Source organism: Gemmatimonadaceae bacterium (assembly GCA_036273715.1).
In the GTDB taxonomy this organism is placed as follows: Bacteria; Gemmatimonadota; Gemmatimonadetes; order Gemmatimonadales; family Gemmatimonadaceae; genus JADGGM01.
The window spans coordinates 51,681-78,063 of sequence record DASUHB010000028.1 but is presented as its reverse complement, the minus strand read 5'-3'; the positions used below and the strand labels follow the sequence as shown (position 1 = coordinate 78,063).

24 protein-coding genes are annotated in these 26,383 nt (G+C 67.0%); 8 read left to right on the top strand and 16 right to left on the bottom strand.

The annotated features are described in order from the left end of the window. Positions 1-14 precede the first annotated feature (14 nt). Both VFW04_04890 and VFW04_04885 read left to right on the top strand, forming a co-directional pair. The gene (locus VFW04_04890) at positions 15-971 is read left to right on the top strand and encodes a branched-chain amino acid transaminase (GenBank protein HEX5178639.1); all 957 of its coding nucleotides are present in this window, start codon (positions 15-17) and stop codon (positions 969-971) included. Positions 972-1,179: 208 nt separating this feature from the next. Continuing rightward, positions 1,180-1,779, top strand: a complete 600-nt coding sequence (locus VFW04_04885) for an HNH endonuclease (protein ID HEX5178638.1) — start codon at positions 1,180-1,182, stop codon at positions 1,777-1,779. A 43-nt stretch (positions 1,780-1,822) separates the two neighbouring features. On the opposite strand, the gene VFW04_04880 is transcribed toward VFW04_04885, so the two are convergent. The 5 genes from VFW04_04880 to VFW04_04860 are packed head-to-tail and all read right to left on the bottom strand — an operon-like array spanning position 1,823 to position 7,181. Continuing rightward, positions 1,823-2,458: a hypothetical protein gene (locus VFW04_04880; GenBank protein ID HEX5178637.1), complete on the bottom strand. Its 636-nt coding sequence runs from the start codon at positions 2,456-2,458 to the stop codon at positions 1,823-1,825. Between the two features lie 3 nt (positions 2,459-2,461). Beyond that, complete coding sequence (locus VFW04_04875) at positions 2,462-4,210, bottom strand: hypothetical protein (GenBank protein ID HEX5178636.1); 1,749 nt, start codon at positions 4,208-4,210, stop codon at positions 2,462-2,464. Beyond that, positions 4,207-5,598, bottom strand: coding sequence for a sigma-54 dependent transcriptional regulator (locus VFW04_04870; GenBank protein ID HEX5178635.1), 1,392 nt, complete (start codon positions 5,596-5,598; stop codon positions 4,207-4,209). The genes VFW04_04875 and VFW04_04870 overlap by 4 nt, the downstream gene beginning before the upstream one ends. 10 nt (positions 5,599-5,608) lie before the next feature. Continuing rightward, complete coding sequence (locus VFW04_04865) at positions 5,609-5,935, bottom strand: hypothetical protein (GenBank protein ID HEX5178634.1); 327 nt, start codon at positions 5,933-5,935, stop codon at positions 5,609-5,611. Next, on the bottom strand, positions 5,925-7,181 hold the full coding sequence (locus VFW04_04860; protein ID HEX5178633.1) for a HAMP domain-containing sensor histidine kinase: 1,257 nt from the start codon (positions 7,179-7,181) through the stop codon (positions 5,925-5,927). The genes VFW04_04865 and VFW04_04860 overlap by 11 nt, the downstream gene beginning before the upstream one ends. Positions 7,182-7,367: 186 nt before the next feature. Here VFW04_04860 and VFW04_04855 point away from each other — a divergent pair, with 186 nt between their 5' ends. The 4 genes from VFW04_04855 (at position 7,368) to VFW04_04840 (ending at position 12,493) form a co-directional block, all read left to right on the top strand. Then, positions 7,368-8,954 carry a class I adenylate-forming enzyme family protein gene (locus tag VFW04_04855; protein ID HEX5178632.1) on the top strand — a complete coding sequence of 529 codons (1,587 nt, stop codon included), beginning with the start codon at positions 7,368-7,370 and terminating at the stop codon, positions 8,952-8,954. Positions 8,955-9,022: 68 nt separating this feature from the next. Further along, complete coding sequence (locus VFW04_04850) at positions 9,023-10,696, top strand: NYN domain-containing protein (GenBank protein ID HEX5178631.1); 1,674 nt, start codon at positions 9,023-9,025, stop codon at positions 10,694-10,696. Next, positions 10,693-11,367 (top strand): DNA-3-methyladenine glycosylase, encoded by a 675-nt coding sequence (locus VFW04_04845; protein ID HEX5178630.1) that lies wholly within the window; start codon positions 10,693-10,695, stop codon positions 11,365-11,367. The genes VFW04_04850 and VFW04_04845 overlap by 4 nt, the downstream gene beginning before the upstream one ends. After that, positions 11,357-12,493: a dipeptidase gene (locus VFW04_04840; GenBank protein ID HEX5178629.1), complete on the top strand. Its 1,137-nt coding sequence runs from the start codon at positions 11,357-11,359 to the stop codon at positions 12,491-12,493. The genes VFW04_04845 and VFW04_04840 overlap by 11 nt, the downstream gene beginning before the upstream one ends. Before the next feature lie 60 nt (positions 12,494-12,553). Here VFW04_04840 and VFW04_04835 read toward each other — a convergent pair whose 3' ends face one another. Next, on the bottom strand, positions 12,554-13,201 hold the full coding sequence (locus VFW04_04835; protein HEX5178628.1) for a hypothetical protein: 648 nt from the start codon (positions 13,199-13,201) through the stop codon (positions 12,554-12,556). A 305-nt stretch (positions 13,202-13,506) separates the two neighbouring features. On the opposite strand from VFW04_04835, the gene VFW04_04830 reads away from it, so the two are divergent. Further along, positions 13,507-13,845 (top strand): hypothetical protein, encoded by a 339-nt coding sequence (locus tag VFW04_04830; protein ID HEX5178627.1) that lies wholly within the window; start codon positions 13,507-13,509, stop codon positions 13,843-13,845. A 5-nt stretch (positions 13,846-13,850) separates the two neighbouring features. Here the strand turns inward: VFW04_04830 and VFW04_04825 are convergent, their stop codons facing one another. From VFW04_04825 to VFW04_04795, 7 genes are all read right to left on the bottom strand, one after another. Continuing rightward, positions 13,851-15,050 (bottom strand): glycine C-acetyltransferase, encoded by a 1,200-nt coding sequence (locus VFW04_04825; GenBank protein ID HEX5178626.1) that lies wholly within the window; start codon positions 15,048-15,050, stop codon positions 13,851-13,853. Between the two features lie 31 nt (positions 15,051-15,081). After that, a complete protein-coding gene (tdh, locus tag VFW04_04820; GenBank protein HEX5178625.1) occupies positions 15,082-16,107 on the bottom strand; it encodes an L-threonine 3-dehydrogenase in 1,026 nt (341 codons plus the stop codon). A 138-nt stretch (positions 16,108-16,245) separates the two neighbouring features. Then, positions 16,246-17,037: an SDR family oxidoreductase gene (locus VFW04_04815; GenBank protein HEX5178624.1), complete on the bottom strand. Its 792-nt coding sequence runs from the start codon at positions 17,035-17,037 to the stop codon at positions 16,246-16,248. Positions 17,038-17,144: 107 nt separating this feature from the next. Continuing rightward, complete coding sequence (locus VFW04_04810) at positions 17,145-18,470, bottom strand: FAD-dependent oxidoreductase (GenBank protein HEX5178623.1); 1,326 nt, start codon at positions 18,468-18,470, stop codon at positions 17,145-17,147. An 838-nt stretch (positions 18,471-19,308) separates the two neighbouring features. Beyond that, the gene (locus VFW04_04805) at positions 19,309-19,479 is read right to left on the bottom strand and encodes a hypothetical protein (GenBank protein HEX5178622.1); all 171 of its coding nucleotides are present in this window, start codon (positions 19,477-19,479) and stop codon (positions 19,309-19,311) included. A 191-nt stretch (positions 19,480-19,670) separates the two neighbouring features. Then, positions 19,671-20,450, bottom strand: coding sequence for a hypothetical protein (locus tag VFW04_04800; GenBank protein ID HEX5178621.1), 780 nt, complete (start codon positions 20,448-20,450; stop codon positions 19,671-19,673). 70 nt (positions 20,451-20,520) lie between these two features. Beyond that, a complete protein-coding gene (locus VFW04_04795) occupies positions 20,521-21,435 on the bottom strand; it encodes a cation diffusion facilitator family transporter (GenBank protein HEX5178620.1) in 915 nt (304 codons plus the stop codon). Positions 21,436-21,524: 89 nt separating this feature from the next. On the opposite strand from VFW04_04795, the gene mutM reads away from it, so the two are divergent. After that, entirely contained in the window at positions 21,525-22,301 is a 777-nt protein-coding gene (mutM, locus tag VFW04_04790; GenBank protein ID HEX5178619.1) for a bifunctional DNA-formamidopyrimidine glycosylase/DNA-(apurinic or apyrimidinic site) lyase, read from the top strand. 4 nt (positions 22,302-22,305) lie between these two features. Here mutM and VFW04_04785 read toward each other — a convergent pair whose 3' ends face one another. The 3 genes from VFW04_04785 to thiE all read right to left on the bottom strand — a co-directional run bounded on the left by VFW04_04785 (position 22,306) and on the right by thiE (position 26,381). Next, on the bottom strand, positions 22,306-23,454 hold the full coding sequence (locus VFW04_04785) for a class I SAM-dependent rRNA methyltransferase (GenBank protein ID HEX5178618.1): 1,149 nt from the start codon (positions 23,452-23,454) through the stop codon (positions 22,306-22,308). An 11-nt stretch (positions 23,455-23,465) separates the two neighbouring features. Further along, entirely contained in the window at positions 23,466-25,544 is a 2,079-nt protein-coding gene (locus VFW04_04780; protein ID HEX5178617.1) for a beta-N-acetylhexosaminidase, read from the bottom strand. A 216-nt stretch (positions 25,545-25,760) separates the two neighbouring features. Then, entirely contained in the window at positions 25,761-26,381 is a 621-nt protein-coding gene (gene thiE / locus VFW04_04775) for a thiamine phosphate synthase (GenBank protein ID HEX5178616.1), read from the bottom strand. Positions 26,382-26,383 lie beyond the last annotated feature (2 nt).

Below are 26,383 nucleotides of genomic sequence, written 5' to 3'. Positions count from 1 at the left end.
TCACCAGACCTGCAATGGCCGAAAGCAGCATCAACGGACGCACGACCAAGATATGGCGGGACGGGCAGTTAGTCCCCTGGGATGACGCCACGATTCACGTGATGAGCCACGTAGTCCACTACGGGTCGTGCGTGTTCGAGGGCATCCGCTGTTACGACACGCCGGCCGGCCCTGCGGTGTTCCGTCTGCCGGATCACATCCGGCGTCTGCACGACTCGTGTCGCATCTATCGAATGCCGATGCGGCACAGCATCGACGCGCTCGCGCAGGCCTGTCTCGATACAGTGGCGGCCAACGACGTGCGCGCCTGCTACCTGAGGCCGGTGGTGATTCGCACCGGCGAGCAGATGGGCGTGTACCCAGTCGATGTACCGGTCGAGACGTTCGTCATCGCGTGGCGATGGGGGAGTTATCTGGGCGACGACGCCTTGGCTAACGGAGTCGACGTGTGCGTCTCGAGCTGGCGCCGTGCCGCGCCCGACACGTTCCCGGCCCTGGCCAAAGCGGGCGGCAACTATCTGAACTCGCAGTTGTCCAAGACGGAAGCGCGGCTGGACAAGTACTCGGAGGGCATCATGCTCGACTCCTTCGGCTTCGTGGCCGAAGGGAGCGGCGAGAACTTGTTCTTGATCCGTGATGGTGTCGTGTACACGTCGGGATTGTCGTCGGGGATCCTGAGCGGAATCACGCGCGATTCGGTGATGCGCATCGCGCAGGATCTCGGGCATGAGGTGCGCGAGCAGACCCTGCCGCGGGAAATGCTCTACATTGCGGACGAGCTCTTTTTCTCGGGCACGGCTGCCGAGCTCACGCCTATCCGCTCGGTCGATCGCATTCAGGTCGGCAGCGGCAAGCCGGGCCCGATCACGCGCGCGATTCAGGAGCAGTTCATGGGGATTGCCACCGGTCGGATTGAAGATCGGTATGGATGGTTGACACCGTTGCCGGTGGCTGCGGAGGCCGAGCGTTAGTGCGGCGCCGCGCCCGAACGGTACAGCTGTCGGCAAAACGGTTGGGGTTTGCCGAGTTACAGCACTTTGTCGGTCTCGTCAGTGTAACAGAGGGCGTATGCGCCGCGACATCGCGGCGCCATGCTACTCGCGGCGTGTCACGCTAGAGGACCCGCTCCCGCCCTGACGACCGTGGCGGGAGTTTTCGTAGGTAGAATCGGAGGGTTCCGTGGTCGTCGGTTGTCTGGCGCTGAATGCTTCGTTCGAGCCGCTCACGATGGTTCCAATGCGGCGCGCCTTACGGCTGGTCCTCGATGGCAAGGCTGAGATCATCGAGGCCGATGCCGGTCGCTTCGTGCACTCGGAGCGTCTGACCCTGCCGCGCCCGGCGGTCATCCGATTGGTGCGGTTCATCCATGTGCCCCGCCGGTTCCGCCGCCAGGTGACCAACACGTTCCTGTTCGCGCGCGACCGCTATCGCTGTCAGTACTGCGGCCGCACGGCGGCCGAGCTGCGTCCCCGGGAATCGCTCACGCGCGATCACCTGATTCCGATGTCGCGCGGCGGCACGAACGATTGGACGAACGTCGTCACGGCGTGCTCGCCGTGCAACACGCGCAAGGGCAACCGTATGCCGGAGGAGATCGGCATGCACCCGCTCACCGCGCCGGTTGAGCCGCACTTCGTGCACCTGAGCTGGGCGGTGCGCCGTCTCACCCCGACGCAGTCGAAGTACATCAAGTTGTTTTACGGGGAGGACACGCTGCACCAGCTGGAGCTGCTGGAGTCGGGCCACACGATCCGCCGGTCGCGGACCCTCATGGCCTGACTAGGGGCGGACCGGAGGGCGGACGACGCTGGCCTGTCCGCCTTCACTCCCGGTACTCCCTCGTCCGCGCTTCGTAGTGCCGCTGCTTACCGCCTAACACACGGGTGATGAGCGTCGTCACCCCTCGGCCTAACGCAGTGCCCGGATTCTTCTCGCCGTGCACCGCCGGCGTCAACTCGCCCCGCAGCCACCGCTCCACTTCGTCGAGATCGTTCACCGACAGCATCTCGACATCCAGCGTGCCCGTCCAGTAATAGCGACCATGCCCCGTCGGCGGTGCGATCTTCGGCACGAACGGCTTCGCCAACGCCGAGTCCACCCGGGCCATCCCGGTCGAGGAGCCGAGCGATGTCACGCGGTCGCCTTCGATGCGGGTCGCGCTGTAGCGCCGCTCGAGCGGATTGTAGCGAACGATGACGTCCCACTCGGTGTGCCGCTGCAGGTTGTCGAACAAGCCGCCCGACGCCCACAACTCGAGGCGATAGTGCAGACGCGCGGGGAAGCCGCTGTGCAGAAGGTCGGTGAGACTCCTGTCGTCGAGCACCCGCGTGGCGCTCACCGACGGCACCGCACCTTCGGCCGCTGTCTGTGGCAGCGCGATCTGCAGGCGCGCATCGCGCTGCGCCGCAATCGGCGCCGCAATGCACAGCGCCAGGCACGCCACGAATGCGAGCCGCACGGCTCAGAAGCGATGCCGGAGTCGGACGACCACGTTGACCGGATGCTTCCAGTCGGTCACCGACTTTGCGACGAACACCCCGAGCACTTCCGCATCGAGTCCGATGCCGACGTCGGCCTTGTAATCGCGCAGGGGAAATGCGCTGGCATCTTCGATTCCGCCCGTGGGCGAGAGCTGATGCAGCAGCCAGCCGCGCCCCGCATCGCTGAACAGCACCCATTGCAGCGGATGATAGAACGTCCAGCTCCAGCCGCCGCTGCCGCTCTGCGCGCCCCAGTCGCCGAACAGGTGCAGGTGCAGATCGCCGCGGTATTCCACCTGTGCCAGCAGCACGCGGTCGCACTGCGCCGGCGTTCCCGGAATGGCCTGGCCGGCGCTGCACGACAACACGTCGGATTCGCCCGCCAGCGGCTGCCGGAAGTCGTAGCCGGGCAGGGAGCCCGAGCCGCCTAACGAGAAACGGCGTTCGAGCGGCAGCGGATCGCCGCCTAACCAGCCGCCCGTGAACAGCCGGACGTTGAGCTGCGACTCGGGCGACAGGCGGTTGTATCGGCGCAGGTCGAGCACGCCGCGCGTGTAGGCCACCGGCACCGGCTGCCCATCCGGCGAGGGCGCACGCACGACCGTCGACGCCGGGCCGAGGACCACGTGATTGCTGAATCCGTGCTCGAGCTCCGCCGTGATGAGCCACCCGGTCCACGGATTGTCGCGGTCGTTCCGTGTGTCGTAGCGCACCTCGGCCGTCGCGAGCGTGAAGGTGCCGGCATCCATCACCGGGTTGGGCCGCCAGGTCCCGTCCGTGCGGAACAACGTCCACGGATCGCGTGTGGCCCGCGGCTGCCACCGCTCCTCGCCCAAGCCTAACGTGAGCGAGAGCGTCGTGCCATCGCGCAGCGCGAGGTAGCCCCGCGCGCCCTTGCGATTGTAGTAGTCGCGGTAGTCGCGCTTGAGGAAAAACGATGCCAGCCCGATCTCGCTGTCCCGCAGCTGCCACGTCTCCACCGGCTCGACTTCGTCGAACGCCTCGGCGCCGAAGGCCACGCCGCGCGCGTAGCCGAGCTGCAGCTCCGCCTGTGCATCGTAGCCGAGGTTGTCCGCCTTCCAGGCGAAGTGATCGGCCGACCGGTAGATGCCTAACGCCTGGATGCTGAAGGGGCCGAGCGAGGAATTCTGCCGGATCTGCGGGCCCAGGATCACCGGCAGCCCTTCGACGCGGTTGTACGTCCCGCTGCGGAGCACCACGCGGTTGTGGGTGCGCAGGTGACGCCGCTTCCATTGACGGAACCAGCTGGCGACACCCTGCGACTCGTCGCGCAGCGCGACGACCTCGTCGCCCTCGACCCGGTACGCCAGGCGCGGCGCGTAGATCTTGATCGCGCCGCCCACGCTCGTGCTGTCCGCGCCATCGACCGTGCCGCCGGTGACCACGAGCTCGCTGTCCACGCGCGCTCCGTGCAGCAGCGTCACGTCGCCGTTGATCACCACCACCCGGCCCGTGACGTGGCCGCCGATCACCAGCGGCGCGTCCAGCACGGCCACGTTCCCCTCGACCGTCTGGTCCTGCGCGATGGTCGTGGCCTTGGTCACCCGCAGCGCCGCCGGCTGGTTGTAGAGATAGGCCACCGCCGACGCATCGTCGTAGCTCAGCGAATCGATGCGCTGCGCCGTGTCGGCGGCTTGCGCGCCGACGCGCGCGCCGGCGAGCGCGCCCGCGACGGCGCATGTCGCGGCGATCCACGCGCCGCGCCTCACGAGCCGCCGCCCCAGTCCACGCCTAACCGCCGCATGCGGCGATAGAGATTCGGCCGGTCCGTTTGCAGGCGCCGCGCCGCGTCGGTCACGTTCCCATTGGTCATCGACAGCGCGCGCAGGATGAGCAGCCGCTCGTATTCGTCCAGCGCATCGTTGAGCGGCCGATCGAGCTGCGCCGCGTCCGGCGGCGCGTCAGGCGACGCCTCCGTGCCCGGCTCGATCCGCAGCACCTGGCCGACGTCCGCCGCGCGCACATCCTCCCCGGCGTGAAAGATCGCCAGCCGCTCCACGATGTTTGCCAGCTCGCGCACGTTGCCCGGCCACCGGTGCCGCTGCAGCAGCGCCAGCGCGTCCTCGTTCCACCGCGGCGCCGGTCGTCCGCTGCGCGCGCGATAGACCGCCGAAAAGTGCAGCACCAGGGGCGTGATATCCGCCGGACGCTCGCGCAGGGGCGGCAGCGCCAGCGGAATCACGTTGAGCCGGAAGTACAGATCCTCCCGGAACGTGCCGTCGCGCGATGCGCGTTCGAGATCCCGATTGGTCGCGGCGACGATGCGCACGTCCACCGGAATCGGTTTCGCTCCGCCCACGCGCTCGATCTCCTTTGCCTCCATCGCGCGGAGCAGCTTGGCCTGCGCTTCTGCGCCCAGGTCTCCGACCTCGTCGAGAAACAGCGTGCCGGTGTCGGCCAGCTCGAAGCGGCCGATACGCTTCTCCAGCGCGCCGGTGAACGCGCCGCGCTCGTGGCCGAACATCTCGCTTTCGATGAGATCGCGCGGGATCGCCGCGCTGTTCACGCGGATGAACGGCCGCGCATGCCGCGCGCTCAACCGATGGATCGCCGCCGCAACCAGTTCCTTCCCGGTGCCCGATTCGCCGGTGATCAAGACGCGAGAATCGGTCGGCGCCACGCGCTCGATGAGGGCCCGCACCCGCGCCATCGCCGGGCTCGTGCCCACCATCTCGCTCGTTAGGCCAATGTCCTCGCGCAGCGCCCGCGCCTCGCGCCGGGCGTGGCGCAGCTCGAGCGCCGACCCCAGCGTGAGCAGCACGCTCTCGGGCGTCAACGGCTTCTCGAGAAAGTGAAAGGCGCCGAGCTTCGTCGCCTTGACCGCGTCGGCCAGTCCGGCGCGCCCGCTCATCATCACCACGGGTACGTCGGGGAGCTGCTCGCGCAGACGAGTGAGCGTCGCCATCCCGTCGAGCTCGCCGGGCATCATGAGATCGAGCAGCACCGCGTCGGGCTCGCGCTCTTGTGCTAACGTCGCCCCGGCCGTCCCGGAGCTCGCGTCCCGCGTCGTGTAGCCCTCGGCGACGAGCAGCGCCGACACCATCCGGCGCAGGTTGGGCTCATCGTCGATGATGAGAATCTCGCCCTTGGGCGTCATCTAGGGCGCGTTAGCGCGCGTCGCTGCTGCCCGGCACGCGCGGCGCCGCCGTCCCGGGCACGCCGCGCTGCGCGTTCGCCGGCAGCGAGTCCGGCGCACGCTCCGACAACAGCCTGGTCGTGAACCGCTGTCCCTCCGAAATGCGCTCGATCTCAACCGCCATCGAATCGATGGCCTGTTCCATCCGCGTCAAGCGCTCCGTTAGGTCGTTAGGCAGCGCCTTGGGATCGATGCCGCGCTCCATGCGCTTGGCGTGCGCCCGGGCCAACGGAAATCCGACCACGATGGCGATGATCATGAGCATGCCGCTGATAGGAACCAGGACATCAGGACCCACGTATCGTTTCCTCCAGCGCCGGCGCCGCCGGCGTCTCGTTGATGGGAAGCACCAACCGGATCTCCGTGCCCTCGCCGGGACGGCTCGTCGCATCCACAGTTCCGCCGTGCGCCAACACCGTCTGCCGAGCGATCGCCAACCCCAAGCCCGTGCCTCCGGGTTTTTGCGTCACGTACGGATCCCAGATCCGTGCGAGCGCGTCCGGCGCGATCCCTAACCCCGTATCTCGCACGCACAATTCGACCGCATCCCCAACCACGCCATTCCCGTTCGCATGCGCGCGCGCCACCCGCACAGCCACATCGCCGCCGTCGCGGCACGCGTCCACCGCATTCATCAAGACATTGGACAGCGCGCGGGCCAGCGCATCGTAGTGGCCCGTCACTAACGGAACGTCCTCCTCGACCGACACGCGCACCGGCACGCGGTCCGTCGCGATGGCGCGCGCCGCATACCGCGCCAGCTCGCCCACGTCGACCGCCGCCGGCGGTCCCTCCGGCAGCCGGCCGAATTGCGCAAAGTTCCGCGCCATCTCTTCCAACCGCCGGGACTCCGTCTCCAATACATCCACTACGTCGACAAGACGCGGATCGGAGTCACGTTTGAGCCGCGCCACCGCCAATCGAATCGGCGTGAGCGGATTCTTGAGCTCGTGTGCCACCCGGCGCGCCGTCTCCCGAAACGCTTCCAGCCGGCTCGCCTCACGATCGCGCGTGCGCGCCGCCTCGAGATCCGCGGCCATCGCGCGCATCCGTTGTCGCAACAACTCGAACTCCGGAGCGCCGCGCCGCGGCGGACCGGCTGGTAACGGCTCGCCCCGCGCGATGTGATCCGCCCACGCCACGATCTCGCCGAGTGGTCGGCTCAGCTGCCGGCTCAAATGACCCGCAACGCGCGATGCCAGCAGCGCGACCAACAGCGATCCGAGCAGCGCAGTGACAATGACGAGCACCACAATGCGCGACGTCAAGTACCCGACGCGCTTTGCCTGCACGAGCGACGCGGCCAGCTCCCGTTCGTGCGCGTCTACCGCTGCGCGCTGCGCGCTCGTCAGCGGCGCCTGCCGCGCCGCATCGATCGCTCGACGCCCCGTGTTCGCTACGTTGTCCCACGCTTTGCTCGCGCTCAACACCGGTAGCGTGCTGCTGACGACGACGGCCCCGCCCACCATCAAAAGGGTGGACGGGATCACCGCGAACAGCACCAGATACAGGAGTACGCGCGTACGAAAAGTGAAGCGACTCACATGTCCTCTCTCGAGCCGCGAATGCGGGCAGCGTGGTGATCGAGAGGAAATTAACTGAAAAGAGGCTCGTCGCTCGATGCTGAAAACCAGGATGCATCTCGGCCGCGACCCCGGGCACCGTCTACCCGCGTCGCGTAACTAGCTATAGATTAACGCAATCGTGATCCGCCCCTTAGTCCGAGACTGATGTCGACCTCGTGGACCCTCGCACGCACGTTTGGCGCGCGCGCAGAGGAACACCCCGATCGTGCCATGCTGGTCGCGGGGGGACGCACGTGGTCCTATGGACAGGTGGATGCGAAGGCCTCTGCGCTCGCCGCCGCGTTGGGCGAGCTGGGCATCGAAGCGGACGATCGCATCGCCATCGTCATGCCCAACTGGCCCGAGTGGGTGATCACCCTGCTCGCCGCCGCCAAACTCGGCGCCACCATCGTACCGCTCAATGCTCGGCTCAGCTACCACGAGCTCAAGTACCAGCTGCGGCACGCCGAGGTGTCCGCGGTGTTTGCGGCGGAACGACACGGCGGCATCGACTACCTCCAGATTTTCGAGGACATTATCGCCGAGCTGCCGGACCTGTTGTACCTCGTCACCGTTGGCGACGAGGAGTTGTGGTACGATGACAGGATCTTCCGCTTCGAGGATCTGTTGTCGAGCGGGGAAGGGCGCGCGCTTCCGTCGCACTCCGAGGTCGATGACGACTCCGATCTCGCCCTGCTGTACACGTCGGGCACGATGGGTAAACCGAAAGGCGTGCGACTGTCGCACCGGACCATTGTCGAAACGGCACTGCGCACCGGTGAAGCACTCGAGGTGGAACCCGCCGATCGCGTGCTCGTCTCGGTGCCGCTATTCACGATCTTCGGCTTCAGCATCGTGGTCGGTACGCTTGCCGCAGGCGCAACGGTGGTGTTGCTCGACACCTTCGACGCCGAGCGCGCCATCGACTTGCTGCGACGCGAAAATGTGACCGTGATGCACGGTGTGCCCACGATCTACCACCTCATCATGCGGTCGCCCGGATTCGATCCCGGCGCGTTCCCGCATCTCCGCACCGGTGTTGTTGCCGGCGGTCCGGTCCACGAAGATCTCGTGCGCCGCATCCGCCGGTGGTGCGATGTGCAGGTGGCATATGGCCTCACCGAGACGGGGCCGACGGTGACGATCACTCGCTTCAACGACTCCGACGAGAAGCGCCTCACGACGGTGGGTCGCCCGCTGCCGGGTGTCGAGATCAAAGCGGTGGACTTCGTGACTGGTGCACTGCACGGCCCCGAAGCAGTCGGCGAAATCGCCGTGCGGGGCCCGAACGTGATGCAAGGCTACGCCCGCATGCCCGCGGAGACCGCCCGGTCGTTCTCCCCGGAAGGCTTCTTCCTGACTGGTGATCTCGGCATCATCGACGAGGAAGGCTATTTGCGGATTGTTGGGCGCACCAAGGAAACGATCGTGCGCGGCGGATATCAGATCTATCCGCGCGAGGTCGAAGACCTTCTGCGCGCTCACCCTGCAGTCGACGACGTCTGCGTGATCGGTGTTCCCCATGATGTCATGGGCGAGCTGGTCTGCGCGTGCGTCGTGCCAGTGGAAGGCGCGGTCATCACCGGCGACGAATTGAAAGATTTCGCCCGCGATACGATGGCCGACTACAAACTCCCTGATCTCGTCCGCTTCTTCGACACTTTCCCCATGACCGGGAGCGGGAAGGTGAAGCGGCGGGAGCTCGAGCGCACGGTGTCGCTCGAATACACTGCTACGATAGGAAGCACATGAACTCACGCAACATGCGACCGGCGCCGTCCCGGATTCCGGTCACTCCCGTGCATCGAGGTCCGCAAGCCATGGCGGCGCAGTCGTTCGGCGCGCCGCCGTTCGTGCATGCGCCCAATGCCGCGCTCCTCATCGATTTCGACAACGTCACGATGGGGATCCGTTCCGACCTGGGACACGAACTTCGTAATCTGCTCTCGTCGGACATCATCAAAGGCAAAGTCGCGGTGCAGCGCGCGTACGCCGACTGGCGGCGCTATCCGCAGTACATCGTGCCGCTGACCGAAGCGTCGATCGACCTCATTTTCGCGCCGGCGTACGGCTCCTCCAAGAAGAACGCGACCGACATTCGGTTGGCGATCGATGCGCTGGAGCTCGTGTTCACGCGCTCGGAGATCGGCACATTCATCTTGCTGTCGGGCGACTCCGATTTCTCGAGTCTCGTCGTCAAGCTCAAGGAGTACGGGAAGTACGTGATCGGCGTCGGCATTCGCGAATCGTCGAGCGATTTGCTCGTCATGAATTGCGACGAGTACTACAGCTACAACGCGCTTGCCGGCTTGGTGAAGTCCGGCGAGGACGAACACGTTTCGCGCGATCCGTGGGAATTGGTGGTGGAAGCGGTGTCCCGCATGAAGCGGAACGGCGATGTGATGCGCGCCGACCGCCTGAAGCAGGTGATGCAGGACATCGACAATTCGTTCGACGAGAAGAACCTCGGTATGGCGAAGTTCTCGCGGTTCGTCACCGAGGCGGCCCAGCGCGGGCTGCTCAAGCTGACGAAGCTCGAGAATGGGCAGATGGAGGTGGACGCGGCGGGCGAGGGTGCGGCCGCGGCGGCGCCTGCGGCGCCGCGCGCGTCCGCGCCTAACGGACTAACGGAGGAGCGCGCGAACGGCACCGAGGAGACGGCGCGCCGCGGCCGCCGCGGCCGCGGTCGCGGACGCGACCGCAACCGCGGCGCCCCGGCGCCCGCAGCGGCGCGCGACGCCCACCTCGCGCCGCCCATGGCCGAGCCCGTCGCCGCTCCGCCCACGGCCGAGATGACGGGCGAGCGCCTCACCCGCGAGGAAGCCCTCGACCTGGTCCAGCGCGCCGTCGCCCAGGTCGGCGCCACGTCCGCCGAACCCGTGCCCGCGTCCGTCGTTAGGCGTGCGGCCCGCGAGCTCCTCGGCCGCGACTCGGAGTCGCTCAACGAGCGGTTCTTCCACCGCATCCTGCGCGATGCGCACGATGCGGAACGGATCGACCTCCGCCTCCACGGCGAGGACTACGAGGTGGCGCCCGCCGCGGCCCGCGCGGCTGCCGCCGCGCCGGCCGCGCCGGCCGCCGATGCAGCAACCGACGCGAGCCAGGCCCAACGGAGCGTCGCCAACGCCGCATCCCTGCGCCGCGGCATGCGCCACCGCGGACTTCGCACCAGCCGCGCCGGCGAGCTGCCGCCGGATCTCTTCTCGGTCGGCGTCGTTGGCCTAACGCCAGCCGAACCGGAAGCCGCGCCCGAGCCGGCCGCCGAGGCCGTTCCGGAGGCCGGCACAGAGGCCGTCGCCGACACCGCGCCGGCGCGGCGCCCGCGCGGCCGTCGCGCCGGCAAATCCGGCGCCCGCACACGCGGCAAGACAGCCACCGCTGCCGCCGCCCCCGCCCAGACCGAGGCGCCCGCCAAACCGCGCCGATCCGGCGGCGGACGGGCCCGAAAGAAAACGGCCGAGCCGACAGCCCCGCCCGCCGGAGGCGAGGGATGACCGAGAACGCCGCGCGCACCGCGCGGCGTTCTCGCATCGCGGCGCTCGGGCGCCCGTTGCCGCGGTCGTTCTACGACCGCGACACGGAGCTCGTCGCCCGCGGTTTGTTAGGCGCCGTGCTGCGCTCCGTCACCCCGGATGGCATCACCGCCGGCCGCATCGTGGAGACCGAAGCCTACCTCGGCGAGCACGACGGCGCGTGCCACGCCGCCGCAGGCCTAACGCAACGCACCCGGTGGCTCTACGGCCCGCCCGGCATCGCGTACGTCTACTTCATCTACGGCGTCCACTGGTGCTTCAACGCGGTCACACGGCGCGAAGGCTTGCCGAGCGCCGTGCTCGTCCGAGCGCTCGAACCGGTCGATGGACTCGAGCTCATGCGCCGCCGCCGCGGTGCCGCGATGGCCGATCGCGACCTGACCAACGGACCGGGCAAGTTGTGCGCGGCGCTCGCGATCACCGGCGCCGCCAGCGGTGCTCGCCTCGACCGTCCGCCGCTCTCGATTCTGCGCGGAAAGCCGGTGCCCGATGCGAACGTCGCCGTGTCACCGCGCATCGGCATCAGCCGCGCCGCCGACTGGCCGCTCCGCTGGTACATCAAGGACAACCCGTTCGTCTCGCGCGCACCGAGCCCCAGGCCGCGCCACCCGCGGCGTGCGCATGCGCGCTGAAGAGACACCGGGAATTTCCGAGCGCGCCGCGCGCCTCTACCGCGATGCCATCGTCATCGACACGCACAACGACCTCGCCACGAAGATGCTCGACGAGGGATATGACCCGGCTGTGCGCCACTCGCCGTCCGAGGGCCACACCGATGTGCCGCGGCTGATTGAATCGGGCATTACCGCCCAGGTGCTGGCCGCGTGGGTCGACGCGCCCTATGCCCAACGCGGCGCCGGCGCCGCATTCGAGCGCGCGCTGGCCGGCACGGACGCGATTCACGCGCTCATCGACGCCAGACCGGACGCGCTCCGCTTTGCTGCCACCGGCGCCGACATCCGGCGCGCCAAGGCCGACGGCGTCGTCGCGATCCTGATCGGCGTCGAAGGCGGACACGCGATCGAAGACTCGCTCGACCATCTTCGCGAGCTCAAGCGCCGCGGCGCCTGCTACCTCACGCTCACGTGGAACAATGGAAACCACTGGGCGGGATCGTCGATCGGCTCCGGATCCACCCGCACCGCCGGCCTCACGCCGTTCGGCCGCCAGGTGATCGCCGAGCTCAATCGGTTAGGCATGCTCGTCGACGTGTCCCACACGTCGAGCGAAACGCTCATCGATGTCCTCGCCGCGTCGCAGGCGCCGGTCATCGCGTCCCACTCGAGCGCCCGGGCGCTCGCCGACCATCCGCGGAATCTCAGCGACGAGGAGCTGCGCGCCATCGCCGCGCGCGGCGGCGTGATCTGCGTCAACTTCTACTCGCGCTTCATTGAGGTGCGCATGCGCGCCGCGATGGATGCTGCCGAAGCCAGAGCCGAAGCCGAGCCGGCCGGCACGGCCGCGCAACGATCCGCCCGGCTCGAGGATCTGCTGGCGCGCATTCCGCCCACGCCGCTCTCCATCCTCATCGACCACATCGACCACGTGGCCCGCGTTGCCGGCATCGACCACGTCGGACTCGGCAGCGACTTCGACGGTATCCGCCTAACGCCAGCCGGCCTCGACGACGTCACGGCCTACCCGCGCATCGCGCAGGCGCTCCTCGATCGCGGCTACAGCGACGACGATGTCCGCAAAGTCCTCGGCGCCAACGTCCTTCGTCTCATCGACACCGTGGTGACCGCGATCCCGCGCTGATGCACGTCCGTCGCCCGTCTTGTCTGTGTCCGCCTGTTGTCCGCCTTAACTCTCCGGCTTTTACTCCGGTCTATCGATCGACGACCCGAAGTTGTACCGGATTCCGCCTTCCAACATGTACGTCGACCGGCCATTCAACAGGAAGTTCGCTGCCGATGGCATGTAGGTCACCTGGCCAAACAACGAATACCGGCGATACGACGCCTGCAGTCCGGCGAGCGCCATGAAGGAAATCCTGTCGCGGTTGTTCTGCAGCTGATCCTGGATCTGCGGCTCGACCAGCGGATCCGCGGGCTGATCGATCTGTCCAACCTGCTGGATCAGATTCATCGAAAACCCGACGCCGCCATACGGACGGAAGCTCCCCCATGCCACTGGAAACGCCAAGGCCGCCGCGCTGTACCGCCGCATGTCCTTCATCGCGACGCGATAGCTATTCCCCTGGTTGTCTGTCACCGCCGACGTGGTATTGAAGAAATCCTGCTCGCCGGAGATGTAGAGACCGCCCTTGCTGCGCGTGACGATCATGTCGAACCCGATCGACGGAGCAACATGGTTCGATACCGTCGTCGTCGAGAACGTCATGAGGCCGGCCTTCGCTCCCCAGAACCACGAGTCCTGGAAGGGTCGGTTCGACTGGGCCGCACCGACCGCCGGTAGCAGCGCCACGAGGGCGAGCCCGGAAGTCATCCACCGGACCGTGCGCATGGTGAAACTCCTCATGTGTGAAAAAGGAGAGGGCTGAGTAGTTGGACTTGGAAGAACTGGGGACGTGCGTGCGGGTCTTGCCTTGGAAAACAGTCCTGTTATGGCGCTTAAGGTCATGTCAGAGACGAGAGTGACGCAGAGTGGTCACGCAGGCCGGACGGCTCCGTCATCCTGACATCCCCCGATCGACTGCTTGCCGTCGCTCGTCCGGGCGAACCCATCTGCTTGACCGCGAGCGTCGCGTCCGCCAGCTTGGCGAAAGACGCGTGATCGGGCGGGGCGGAATCCCAGAGGGAGTGAACAGCATGAAAGAGCACGCCGCCGCCATGTATCCGCCGGTCGAGCAGTTTCACAGCGCGGTGTACGGCACCGTGTTCGGCCGGCGTATGGAAACCGTGCACCGGCTCCGCGCGGGCGATGCGCTGATTCTCGTCCCGGATCCGCCGGGCACGGACAACCCCGCGGTGTGGGTGCATGCCGCCGGCGGCGACGTCGTTGGGCACCTGCCGTTTGCAGTGTCGGGCTGGCTCGTGCCGTGGATGCTGGACGGCGGCCGGTGTCAGGCGCGTGTGCAGCGGGTCGAGGCGGACGACGTCGCCAGCTGGAAGCGCGTCATCGTCCACCTCACCCTGGGCGCCCTCTAACTGAGTTAGACGAGTCCCAGCGCCTGGCCGACCCGCCGGAACGCACGCACGGCGGTGTCGAGATCGTCGCGGGTGTGCGCCGCGGACAACTGGCAGCGGATGCGCGCGTGGCCCTGCGGCACCACCGGATAGCCGAAGCCGGTCACGAAGATTCCTTCATCCAGCATCATCTCGCTCATCTTGATGGCTAACGCCGTTTCACCGACGATGATCGGGACGATCGGCGTCTCGCCCGGGATCGGCTTGAACCCCGCTTCCGTGATCGCGCCGCGAAAGTACGCGGTGTTCTCGCGCAGCCGCTCGACGCGATCGGGATGCTGCTCGATGAACGTCACGGCGGCCAGCGCACTGCCGGCGACCGTCGGCGGCAGCGCGTTCGAGAAGAGCTGCGGACGCGAGCGCTGCGTGAGATAATCGGTGAGCGCCGCCGCGCCCGCCGTGAATCCGCCGGCCGCGCCGCCCACTGCCTTACCGAGCGTCGACGTGATCACGTCGACCTCGCCCAACACACCGTGATACTCGGCCGTGCCGCGGCCGCGCGTGCCCAACACTCCGGTGCCGTGCGAATCATCCATCACCACGATCGCATCGTGCTTGCGCGCGAGCTCCAGAATGTCCGGCAGTTTCGCGATGTCTCCTTCCATCGAGAACACGCCATCGGTCCAGATGATCCGCCGCCGCGCGCCGCCGGCCGCGGCGAGCTTCGCTTCGAGGTCGCCCATGTCCGAGTGCTTGTACACCGCGGTCGTCACCTTCGTGATCGCTTTCGCCAAGCGGATCGAATCGATGATCGACGCGTGGTTGAGCGCGTCGGAAATCACGAAGTCGCCTTCCTCGACCACGGTCGCGGTGAACCCCTCGTTCGCATTCCACGCCGACACGTACGTGAGCGACGACTCCGTGCCGACGAACCGGGCCAGCGCGCGTTCGAGGTCGCGGTGGATCGTGAACGTGCCGCAGATGAATCGGACGCTGCCCGTGCCGGCGCCGAAGCGCTCGAGCGCATCCTCGCCGCCCTTGATCACCGCCGGCTCCGCCGACAAGCCCAGATAGTTGTTGGATGACAGGATGAGCACGTCGCCGCGTCCTTCCATGCGCACGTGCGCGGCTTGCGGCGACTCGAGATAGTTGAGCCGCTTGTAGACACCGTCTTGCTTGAACGCGTCGAGGGCGCCGTTCAGTTGCGTCGCAAAGTTCGGATTCACGGCAGGTTCGAGAAAGAGAAGGGTGCGCGCGTTAGGCGATCTCGAAGATCACCTTGCCGGCCTCGCCGCTCTTGATGGCGTGGATCGCCTCGTCGGCGCACTCGAGCGGGAAGCGGTGCGTGATCACCGGCGTCGGATCGAACTCGCGCGATCGCAAGAATCGGGTGATCTGGATCCACGTCTCGTACATCCGCCGTCCCGTTACGCCGTAGACCGTCACACCCTTGAAGATCAGCTCGGTCGCAAAATCGAATTGCATGGGCTTGGCCGGCACACCGAGCATCTGGACGCGACCCGCCGGGCGCACGAGTGCGAACGCTTGATGAATGGCCGACGGAACGCCCGACATCTCCAACACGACGTCCACACCGAGACCATCGGTGTAACGCTTCACCGTGCGCTCGAGCTCGTCCGGATGCACCACGTCGTCCGCACCCATCTGCTTCGCGAGCGCCAGTCGCGTCTCGTTCACATCCGAGGCAATGATTCGCGACGCGCCCGCTGCATGGCAGATCCCGACCGCGAAGATGCCGATGGGCCCGCACCCCGTAATCAACACCGTCGCGCCGGGAATCTCCGCCGTGAGCGCCGTGTGGAACGCGTTGCCCATCGGGTCGTGAATGCCGCCGATGTCGTACGAGATGTCATCGTCGAGATGCCACACGTTGGTCGCGGGCATGGCGATGTATTCCGCGAAACAGCCATCGCGGTCGACGCCGATCACTTTCGTGTACGGACACGCGTGCGCATTGCCCGTCCGGCACAGTAGACATCGCCCATCGACGATGTGCCCCTCGGCCGTCACCCGATCGCCGACGTGAACGTCCACCACCAGCGAGCCGACGCGGGCGACATCGCCGGCGAACTCATGCCCAACGACGAACGGCGGATGACATCGGCCGCGCGCCCAGTCATCCCACTCGTAGATGTGCACGTCCGTCCCGCAGACACCCGCGCGACGTACACGAATCAGCACCTCGTCGTCGCGAATCGTTGGTTCGGGAACATCCTTCAACGTGAAACCGGGGGCTGCAGTCTCTTTGACGAGCGCTCTCACGCGATCTATGGCTCCAATCGATGGTCAACATCCGCGTTCACACGGCACCCACATCACACCGGCGCGCGGGAAAGCTGTTGCTGGACCGCCGATGATGCCAGGGGAACTCGGCACGACGGCCCGTTGGTCGCTCGCCGTTCAGAACACCGTGCCGATCTGACCGCCATCGACGGCAATGGCCGTTCCGGTCACGAAGCTCGCCCGCTCCGACGCGAGAAACGCCACGACTGATGCGAGCTCGCCCGGATGACCCGAACGGCCAATGGGTATCCCGCGCCGCCGTTCGGCGAGCACTTCGTCGAGCGAACGATTTTCACGGCGCGCGCGGCCGGCGGCCAACGACATCGAGCGATCCGTGTCGAAGTGTCCTGTGAGAATCGTGTTCACGAGCACATTGTCTTTCGCGCAGTCGGTGGCCAGCGTCTTGGCGAACGCCGCCAATCCCGCGCGCGCCGTGTTCGAGAGCACCAGCGATTGCATCGGTTGCTTCGCCGCGGTCGACGTCAAAAAGATGATGCGTCCCCATTGGCGGCGACGCATGCCGGCAACCACTTGATACGAGAGACGGATCGATGCGAACAGGTTGAGCTCGATCGCCGCGCGATACTGCGCTTCGGTCGTGTCTTCGATGTCGGTGGCGGGCGGACCACCCGCATTTGCCACGAGAATGTCGATCGGCCCGAGCGTTTGCTTTGCTTCCTTCACCGCCGCGATGATCGCTGGACCATCCGTGACATCTGCCGTCAACGGCAGCACACGTCGTCGTGATTCTGCAGAGATCTCGCTCGCCGCTCGATTCAACGGTTCGCTGTGCCGCCCAACGATGGCTACCGATGCGCCTTCGATCGCCAGTTCCCGCGCAACCGCCCGGCCGAGTCCGCTCGATGCACCCGTGACCAACGCGACCCTTCCCTCTAACTCGAGATCCACTCAACCCTCTCCCGCGTACGCGTGCGACATCGCTCGAGAATCGTCAGCCATGCTCTCTAATACTACAAAATCGCGCGCACCGAAACCGATGCGCGCAGCGGCCCGGATTAACCGAGTCCGACGATCTGCGCGATGCGCGCGGCAGCCTGCTCGCCGCTCGCAACCGCACCTTCGATGAGCGGTGTCGTCAGATAGTCGCCTGCAAGCGCCACCGGGAGCGCAATCGCATTCGCCAACGCGCGTCCATGCACTCGATCGCTCACGTATCCAACGAACGGTGCCGGCGATCCGGGTTCGAAGCGGTAGACGCGCGCGCGAGTGATGTGATCGCGTACCTCAGGAACGAGTGCTTCGACCTCGGGCAGCATGTGCGACACGATCGACTCGGACGACGCGTCGTGCAGCGTGTCGTACGCCGATGGCGTCAACCAGGCGAGCACGGCATCGCGGGTTTCGTGCGCGGCGTGCTTCGCGCCGGGCACGACGCATGCGCTCACGATCTTTGCCGCGCGCACATCCTGGAACACGCCAAACGCATCGTGAGGGGGCGTCGAATCGAGCGCCAGCGCTAACGTGAGTGTGCCGCGAACCGGAATCGAGCGGAGCCAGCGAGCGAGGGCCGCGTCGGGCGGCAGGTGCGGTGCGAGCAGCGCGTGCGCGGCGCGCGGATCCGTCGCGATCACCGCTGCCTCCGCATCCCACGCACGCCCCGATGCATCTCGTACCGACACGGACGTGCGGCCACTGGTGCTGTGCTCGACGTCGATCTCGGCTGCTTTCGTGTCGCGCACGACCTCGACGCCGCCCAGCGCGGCGCCCAACGCGGCGGACCAGCCCTGCCGCGGTGCGAGCGTATCGCCGTCACTACCGTAGCGGCCGAGCGTGAGAAAAAACGCTAACGACACGTTGGACGCCGCGAGGTTATAGAACCCATTGCAAGGCGGCTCGGCGAGCGTGTCGGCGGCGGCTGGTCCGATACGCGCATCGACGAACGCGCGGACGCTTTCCGTGTCCAACGTTGCCGGCGTGCGCGCGCCGGATGCATCGAGCGCGTCGTGGTGACGCGCGAGCACCGGCAACAGCTGCGTGCCGAGTCGGATCTTGTCCATCGCGCTCAGTCCGCCGAACGCGAGCAAACTGCGCAGCGATCCGAATCGCAGCGGGAGTCGAGCGCCGTCGCGCACGACAATGTCGTGCGCCGCTCCACGCTCCAGTTGCGCGCCGAGCAGTTGGACCGTGCGAGTGAATCCGCTGGTGATGAGCTGCGCCCCGATGTCGATCGGTACGTCGTCCAACACATCGCTGCGAGCGCGACCGCCGAGTGTCGCGCGTGCTTCGATGATCGTGACTCGCGCGCCGCGCGCGCGAAGCGACACCGCGGCTGCAACGCCGGCGAACCCGCCGCCGATGACGACGATGTGCGCGTCGTTCATCGATGTTGGCCATCCGTGCGCGATGCACGAATTGTGCGACGAATTGCGTTCATGCTATTGCGTGCGTTTTTCATCGTTCCTATATTCGCGCAAGGGCCGCGGGCCGCACGTCGTGATCTCTTGGTCGAGGTTCGTGAGTGGCGCGAATAATACTTCGATTCCGCAGTCACAGATCAGAGAAGCCGGTCGCCAACCTCTTCGTGAGCGGCGCACCGACACGGTCCCCGTCTCACTCAACGCTTCATTCCCGCCTCATCGTCACTCGTCGCCGCGCCGGCGTCCGTCGGCACGGCGTTGTTGCATCGGATACATCCCCACTGTCGATCGTGCGCAATGCACATGCATCTCGTACACCAACGTGCATCGGTAACACCGCGGGCATCACGATCGTCGATGGACCGCGCGCCGTCCTAACGCGGCAAATCGGATGTGCGAACGCCGCTGCGCGAGCGATCGCGCGCCATCGGAGTCGATGATTGTTCGCGGTTCGTGCTGATGTGTCGTGCGATGTCGAATTCCATCGACCTCATCATCGAGGTCGGCTAGACGTGCGGCGGGCGCTCATGGTGCTTGCCCACATCGCCGCCGGTCCACCGGGGGATCGGTCGGCACTAACACTCCTTCAGTGGAGATGAACCCATGGCAACACGGAAAAAAGGCGCGAGAAAGAAGTCCGCTCGCAAGGGTGGTCGGAAGAAGACCGCTCGGAAGGCCGCGAAGAAGCGGAAGTAGCCAGTTAGTCGTAGCAGTTGAGAACAACAAAAGAGGCCGGCGCGAACCGCCGGCCTTCTTTTCTTACCACCAGAGCTGCGTCGACTCGATCGAGGAGCCCGGGTCCTCAGGCTGCCCGTGGTGTCTTGCCCGCCGATTCCTGCTCGGGCGCTGGTCCCCACATGTACGCCCAGAACGCAGGGGTCGGCTCATCGCGCTTGCCGTTCGAGATGACGATGCCGACCGGCTCGACACTCATCTTATTATCGTGGTTGTGTCCGTCATTCTTTGCGGCCATCGATCACCCCTCGTTGATTGACCTCGCGCTGGTGCGCGGAGCACTGTGCCGCAAAGCACCGCACGTGCCACCTTCGGCGTGCGCTGTCAACACGCGATCAGACAACGAGTTGCACAAAAAAAGGCTCCCCAGACCGGGAGCCCAGCGACGCGGAATGACACGCTTCGTCGATCGTTCGTCGTGTCCAAATGCTACGCGACCTCTTTACGGGCGAAGAAGGTCTCGCCCGTGCTGCCTAAACCAACGCTGCCGCGCTCAACCGTGATGTGCCAGCCGCGGTAGCGGTCGCGAAGCTCATCAATTGGAAGCGCTTCGCCTCCAACCGCGCCCTCCACCACGTGAACACCGCCTGCTGTGGTTGCTTGCTGAAGCAGCTCGATGGCGCGCGCGCGTTCGACGCTCGACAGTCCACTCAATGCGGCCGCGGCGACGACTACTGCGTTGAGCGGTCGGTCAGGCGACCAGTTGGCGAGGTCCTCTCCAACGCAGCGAACACGACTGGTGAGGCCGACTTCGGCTGCGGCGTTCAACACGCGCTCGAGCACATCCTCGGTGGTATCTACGGCGGTCACCGCGCATCCGTTCGCCGCTAAATAGATGGCGGTGCCCTCGGCGCTCACGCCGGCAACGAGCACATGACCCTCGGATGTCGAGAGCGCGGCGCGCGCAAGCGCGGAATCAGCCCGGAATCCCCAGCGCTCGGGGCGACTGAACTCCTTGAGCGCCTTGAGCCTTCGCTTTCGCCAGGTCGCAAACGATGGGAGACGCAGCCGACCTTGAATGATGCGGTCGACTTCCGCGCATAGCAGGATTTCGGTGAGCGCCAATTGGGCTTCGGACTGCAAGGCAGCCACCGCATCGTCGCCGATCTTGAGGATCGCGCTGCGGGGAATCGATTCCTTATAGTTCTCGATTTCCCGCTCGACGAACAGCTCGTACTCGTATCTGAGAGAGCGTGGTCGTTGGCTCATTTTGGCACAGTCGCGGGGAGACGAGTGGGGTGCCACCTAAAGTAGAACTTTGTCCGTAGCGCGCAAGTCCCTATGCAGGTTCGACGTGGACTGTGACGCTTGATGCACCAAGTTCAGTGTGCAGTCTAGCCTCCACTGCGTCGGACACACGATGAGCCGCTTCCACGGACATGTTTCGGTCGACGCCGATGGTCACCTCGACGAGGAGCACACCTGAGGCCATGGCGCGCGACCGCACCGCACGCACATCCATGACGCCGGTAACCGCGCTCAGCAGCTGGCGAATGTCGCGCGCTTCGATGGCTCGTTCATCGACCAGGACCGGAACCGTCCGCCGCACGATGTCGAATCCGTTGCGGGCGATCACGAGCGCGACGGCGATCGCGAGGAATGGATCGACGATGCCCCACCCGTACCGCGTGAGCACGAGCGACACGACGGCGGCGCAGGTGACGTAGACATCGCTCCGCGTATGCGCTGCATCGGCCGAGAGAAATGCGCTGTCGAGCAGCTCGCCGCGCCGTCGTTCGTACCAGACGACGAGCACGTTCACGAGCATCGTGGCGGCGACGAGCGCCAACTGCGGAATGGTCGCTTCGTGCGGCGTGTTGCCGCCGAGCACGTAGCGCACGCCTTCACGCAGCAATTCGAAGCACGTGATCGACAGAAATCCGACGATCGCGAGCGCGCCTAACGTCTCGAACTTTTGGTGTCCATAGGGATGTTCTTCGTCGGGAGCGCGCGACGCGACGCCGACGAGCACGATGCCCAGCACGTTGTTGAGCACATCGAGACCGGATTCGAGCGCCGCGCCGAGCACCGAGAGTGCGCGCGTGTGCACGCCGACGGCGATTTTGATCGCCACGACGAGCACGTTCAGCGCGAGAATGATCAGCAGTGTGTTGCGGACGGCGGTCGCGCGCGCCGAGCGGGGTCCGGCCGCTGCGGCTGGCGAGGGCTGAGTGGCATGCGCAGGGCTGGGCACGCCGAAGGATACGGTGCGCCTGGAATCGTAGCCAGTGTCGTGCGCGCGTAGATTCTGAGGTCGCGTCACCATCGTGGACCGGGGTCGAAATGCCGGAGCTGCCTGAAGTCGAGCACGCCGCGCGCGTCCTTCGCGCGGCGATCACGGGTCGTCGCATCACGCGCGTGCGCGTGCTGCATCGATCGTTGCGGCGGACGCTGCCGCCGGCCGCGCAACGCCGCCTCACCGGGCGCGTCGTGCGGGCGGTGGAGCGCCGCGGCAAGCACCAGGTGCTGCACCTGGACGACGGCACTGCGTTAGTCGCGCACTTCCGCATGACCGGAGACTGGGTGATCGGTCGAGCGGGGGCGCCCATGGAGCCGTACGCGCGCGCCGAGCTCGAGCTGGACGATGGCGGGCGCGTGACGTTGTCCGACTCGCGCGCGCTGGCCACCCTGACGCTGACCCGCGATCTGGCCGGCACGCTGCCGCCGTTAGGCCCGGAGCCGGAGGACGCATCCCTCACGCCGGCGTCCCTCGCCGCTTCGTTGGCGCGCCGCCGCGGCGCCATCAAACCCGCGCTGCTCGATCAGCGGGTGATCGCCGGCATCGGGAACATCTACGCCGCCGAGGCGCTCTGGCGTGCGCGCATCGACCCGCGCACCGCCGCCAGCTCGTTAGGCATTCCGCGCCTCCGCCGCTTGATCGGCGCCATCCGCACGGTGCTCCGGCGTTCGCCCGCCGGCCGCTACCAGACCGACGCCGCCGTCGCGCGCTGGAACGTCTACGACCGCGAGGGCCTCGCGTGCCGGCGCTGCGGCAGCACGATCACCAGAATCGTGCAGGCAGGGCGATCGACGTACTACTGCCCGCAGTGCCAGGTGTGAGCGGTCAGTCTGCTTCGACGATTGCCGCCTTGATATAGCCGGTTTCGGGGATCGTCAGCACTTCCGGATGATCCAGCGGTTGACCCAGCAGCTGGCGGAGCGTGATGCGGCGGCCGCTGTCCGCGGCGGCGCTTGTCAGCATGTCGAGGAACATCGGCTTCGACAGATGGAAGCTGCAGCTGGCGGTGAAGAGCATACCGCCGGGAGCGAGCAAACGCATCGCGCGCAGGTTGATCTCCTTGTAGCCGCGGAGCGCGGCGGCAAGCGAGGAGCGCGTCTTCGCGAACGCGGGGGGATCGAGCACGATGGTGTCGTAGTGTTCGCCGCGCGACTCCGCGTCGCGCAGAAAATCGAACACGTCGGCTTCCACGAAATCGATCGTGGCGAGGTCGTTCCGCGCGGCGTTCTCGCGCGCTCGCGCAAGCGCGGCGCCCGAGCTGTCCACGGCGGTCACCCGCTCCGCGCGTTGGGCGAGGTGCAGCGCGAACGAGCCGTGATAGCTGAAGCAGTCCAAGGCGCGTCCACGCGCCAGTTGGCCGGCGCGCACGCGGTTCTCGCGCTGATCGAGAAACGCGCCGGTCTTCTGGCCGTCCCACGGCGCCGCAAGGTAGCGCACGCCGTGTTCGCGCACCTCGATCTCGCGCGGCACGGCGCCCGCGAGGAGCTCGGTCGTGCGCGCCAGGCCTTCTTTCGCGCGGACGGCCGCGTCGTTGCGCGCCAGGATGCCGGCCGGCGCGAGCACGTCGCCTAACGCTTCCAGGATGGGGCCGCGAAACGCGTCCACGCCGGCGCTGAGCAACTGCACCACCACCCACTCGCCGTAGCGGTCCACGATCAGCGATGGGCATCCGTCCGCCTCGGCGTGCACGACGCGCCAGGCCGACGTCACTGCGCCTAACGATGCCCGCCGGCCGGCGCTCCGGCGCAGCCGGTCGCGCCACCACGACGCGTCGATCACCGCATCGGCGCGCGCGTCGAGCAGCCGGAGCGAGATCTCCGACGCCGGGCTCCAGAGCGCCCAGCCTAACGGGTGCCGCGAGGCGTCGCGCACCAGCACCGCGCCGGCCGGAGCGTCCGGCCGCCGCGCCACATCGCTGCGATAGATCCACGGATGGCCGCTCGCCCAACGGCGGGCGCCCTTCCTCGATACCACGGCCTCCGCGTTCACTGCCCCGTCGTCGCGGCCGATCCGCCCGCGGCCAGCACCAGCCGCCGAAGCTGCGGAATGATCGCCAGCCGCAGCAGTCCCCGCGGCGCGGCGAGCGAATCGAGTTGCGCCAATCGGCCCGACGTCCACGCCGGCGCCGCGGGCTGGCCGCCTTCCAGCTGCCGCAGCGCTTCCGCGCCGATCGCCCCGGCCGTCGCCAGCGCGGCAGCGGCGCTGTCGGCGTCGGTCAGCAGCGGTGCGCGCGCCGAGAGCGCGGCGATGGCGGGCGCGATCTGCTGCCACCGGTTGAACATCGTCGCCAACGAGTCGCGCAGGCCCGCGCCGCGCTCGGGCGCATGAAAGAGCGTGTCGAGCATCATCGAGAGCGCGCGTCCGCCCGCGGCGTCGGGCGTCACGATGTCGCCCGGCGCCACCAACGGCGTGAAGGACGTCGGCCGGCGCATGTGCATCCGCTGCCCCAGGCTCACCGGTTCGACCACACGCTGCAGGTCGCGCAGCGGCGCGATGCCGTCGGTTTGCGCGATCAGCCGCCACAGGGCGTCGGGCCCGGAGAGCTGGTGCACGCCGACATCGGCCAGCTCAACGTTCACCGCGCCTAACCGGCGATACATGTCGTGCACCTGCACCACCGTAGCCGGCGACCACAGCCGCTCGGCGATCGCCGCCGTACGCGGCCAGATGCGCGAGTCGATCGTTTCCGGAGTCACCAGCTCGCCCCACATGCAGGCCTCCCCGCCTAACACACGCCCGGCCTGCGCGCTGTCCACCTCCGCCCCCGCGGGAATCGGGTCCACCGCGTACAGTTGGCCTGCGGTCGACATCGCATCCAGATAGTAGCCTGCCGAGAGAATGCCCGAGTAGCCTTGCTGCGCCGCCGTGAACAGCGAGGCCTGACCGCGCCACGATTGAATCACCACGTCGTGCGGAAGATCGGGATGCAGAATTTCGTCCCACCCCACGACGCGCTTGTGTTGGGCGGCCAGGATGCGCGCAAGGCGCCGGTTGAAGTACGCCTGGAGCGCGCCGAAATCCTTGAGCTTGTGGCGTCGCATGAACCGGTGGATGGCCGTGTTGGGCTCCCATGCGCGCGCATCCACCTCATCGCCGCCGATGTGCCAATATCGATCCGGAAACAGCGGCGCCATCTCGGCCACGAATCGGGTGATGAACCGGTACACCGATTCGCGCGTCGGATCGAACGCGGCGGCCGTGAAGTTGTAGTCTGTGGGGAGCGAGTAGGGTCCCGGCGCGCTGGCGAGCGACGGGTATCCCACGAACCAGCTGATCGAGTGCCCCGGCATGTCGAACTCGGGGACCACGCGAATGCCCCGATCGCGTGCGTACGCCACCACCTCGCGTATCTGCGCCTGCGTGTAATACGATCCGTCGGAGCCGAGCGCCTGCAGCTTCGGATAGCGTCTGCTCTCGACGCGGAATGCTTGGTCGTCGCTCAGATGCCAGTGCAGCACGTTGAGCTTGACGGCAGCCATCGCGTCCAGATTGCGCTCGATGACGTCCACCGGTTCGAAGTGCCGCGAGACATCGATCAACAGGCCGCGCCAGGGAAATCGGGGACGATCGGCGATGTGCGCGAGGGGAATCGTGAAACCCGCGCTCCCGCCCGTGACTAACTGTTGAAACGTCTCCAGTCCGCGCAGCGCGCCAACGACCGTCGGCGCGCGAAGCACGGCACGAAACGTCGTCACGTCGAGCGTGTACGATTCGTTTTCGTCGACGGATTGCACCGCTTCGCCGGGGCCCCGCACGTCGATCACCAGCGTGCCTAACAAGGAGTCGTGCGCCACCGCGTGCGACAACGGCAACCCGGTGCGGCGCGCCAGCCGGGTGATCGCCCGGTCGGCGGCGCGGAGGAGCCGGCCGTCCTTGAAGCGGGGCACCGCGACGCGGAACGAGGAGGTGAGCGCAAGCTGTCCGCCCGAATCGACATGAACCGACGCGGGCATCGGCATGAGCGACAACTGAGCGACCGCGGTGGAGTCGAACGATTGGGCTGCGCCAGACGTCGCAGCAGCGACCAGCACCAGGCTGAGCGAGAACGAATAAGACGGGTGCATGAAACGACGGCGTGAAGGGAAGTGAGAAGCGAGGCGACTTGGCTGGAGGTACGAGATCAGTTCGTGTCCACCGGGATGACGATCGGCGGATGGAATCGGTGGCGGGTTGCTATCGAGGCCGGCGTTGTCGTGTGCTGGTGAAGCGCACCCGAGTTTCGGGTCGCATGAGTTTAGAACATTTACGCTCGCGAAGAAACGGACAGCGCACGCGCTCCATCAGCGGCCGAGCGCCGCGCGGAGGGTTCGCGCGGCCTGCTCCGGATCACTCGCGCCGAAAATCGCGCGAATCACTGCGACGCCGACCGCACCTGCGGCAATGGCGTGAGCCCCGTTGATCGCATCGATTCCACCGATCGCCACCGCGGGCTTCTTCGTGAGTGCAATGAGATCCGCGAGGCGGGTTGTCCCGATCGACGCGCCGGCGTCGTGCTTCGAATCTGTCGCATAGATGGGCCCGATGCCTACGTAGTCGGCGTCGGCCGCAAGCGCTACTTCCGCATCCGAGCCGACGCTCGCGCCGATAATGAATGCGCGCGGTACGACGCGACGCAGCGCCGCCGGCGGAATGTCTTCCGGTCCCACGTGCACGCCGGCGGCGCCGGCCGCGATCGCGACATCGGCTCGATCATTCACGATGAGCGGAACGCCGGGAGGAAGCGATGCCACGAGGGCGCGCGCCACTTCCACCATCGTCCGGGCATCGGCATCTTTGAGTCGCAATTGAATCATGGTCGCGCCGCCGCGCGCCGCGGCTTGCGCGCGAGCGATGAGACCGGCCGCATCGTCCGGCGCACCGTCGGTGATTGCGACCAGCGTCAGCATTTCAGGAGCGAGCATGG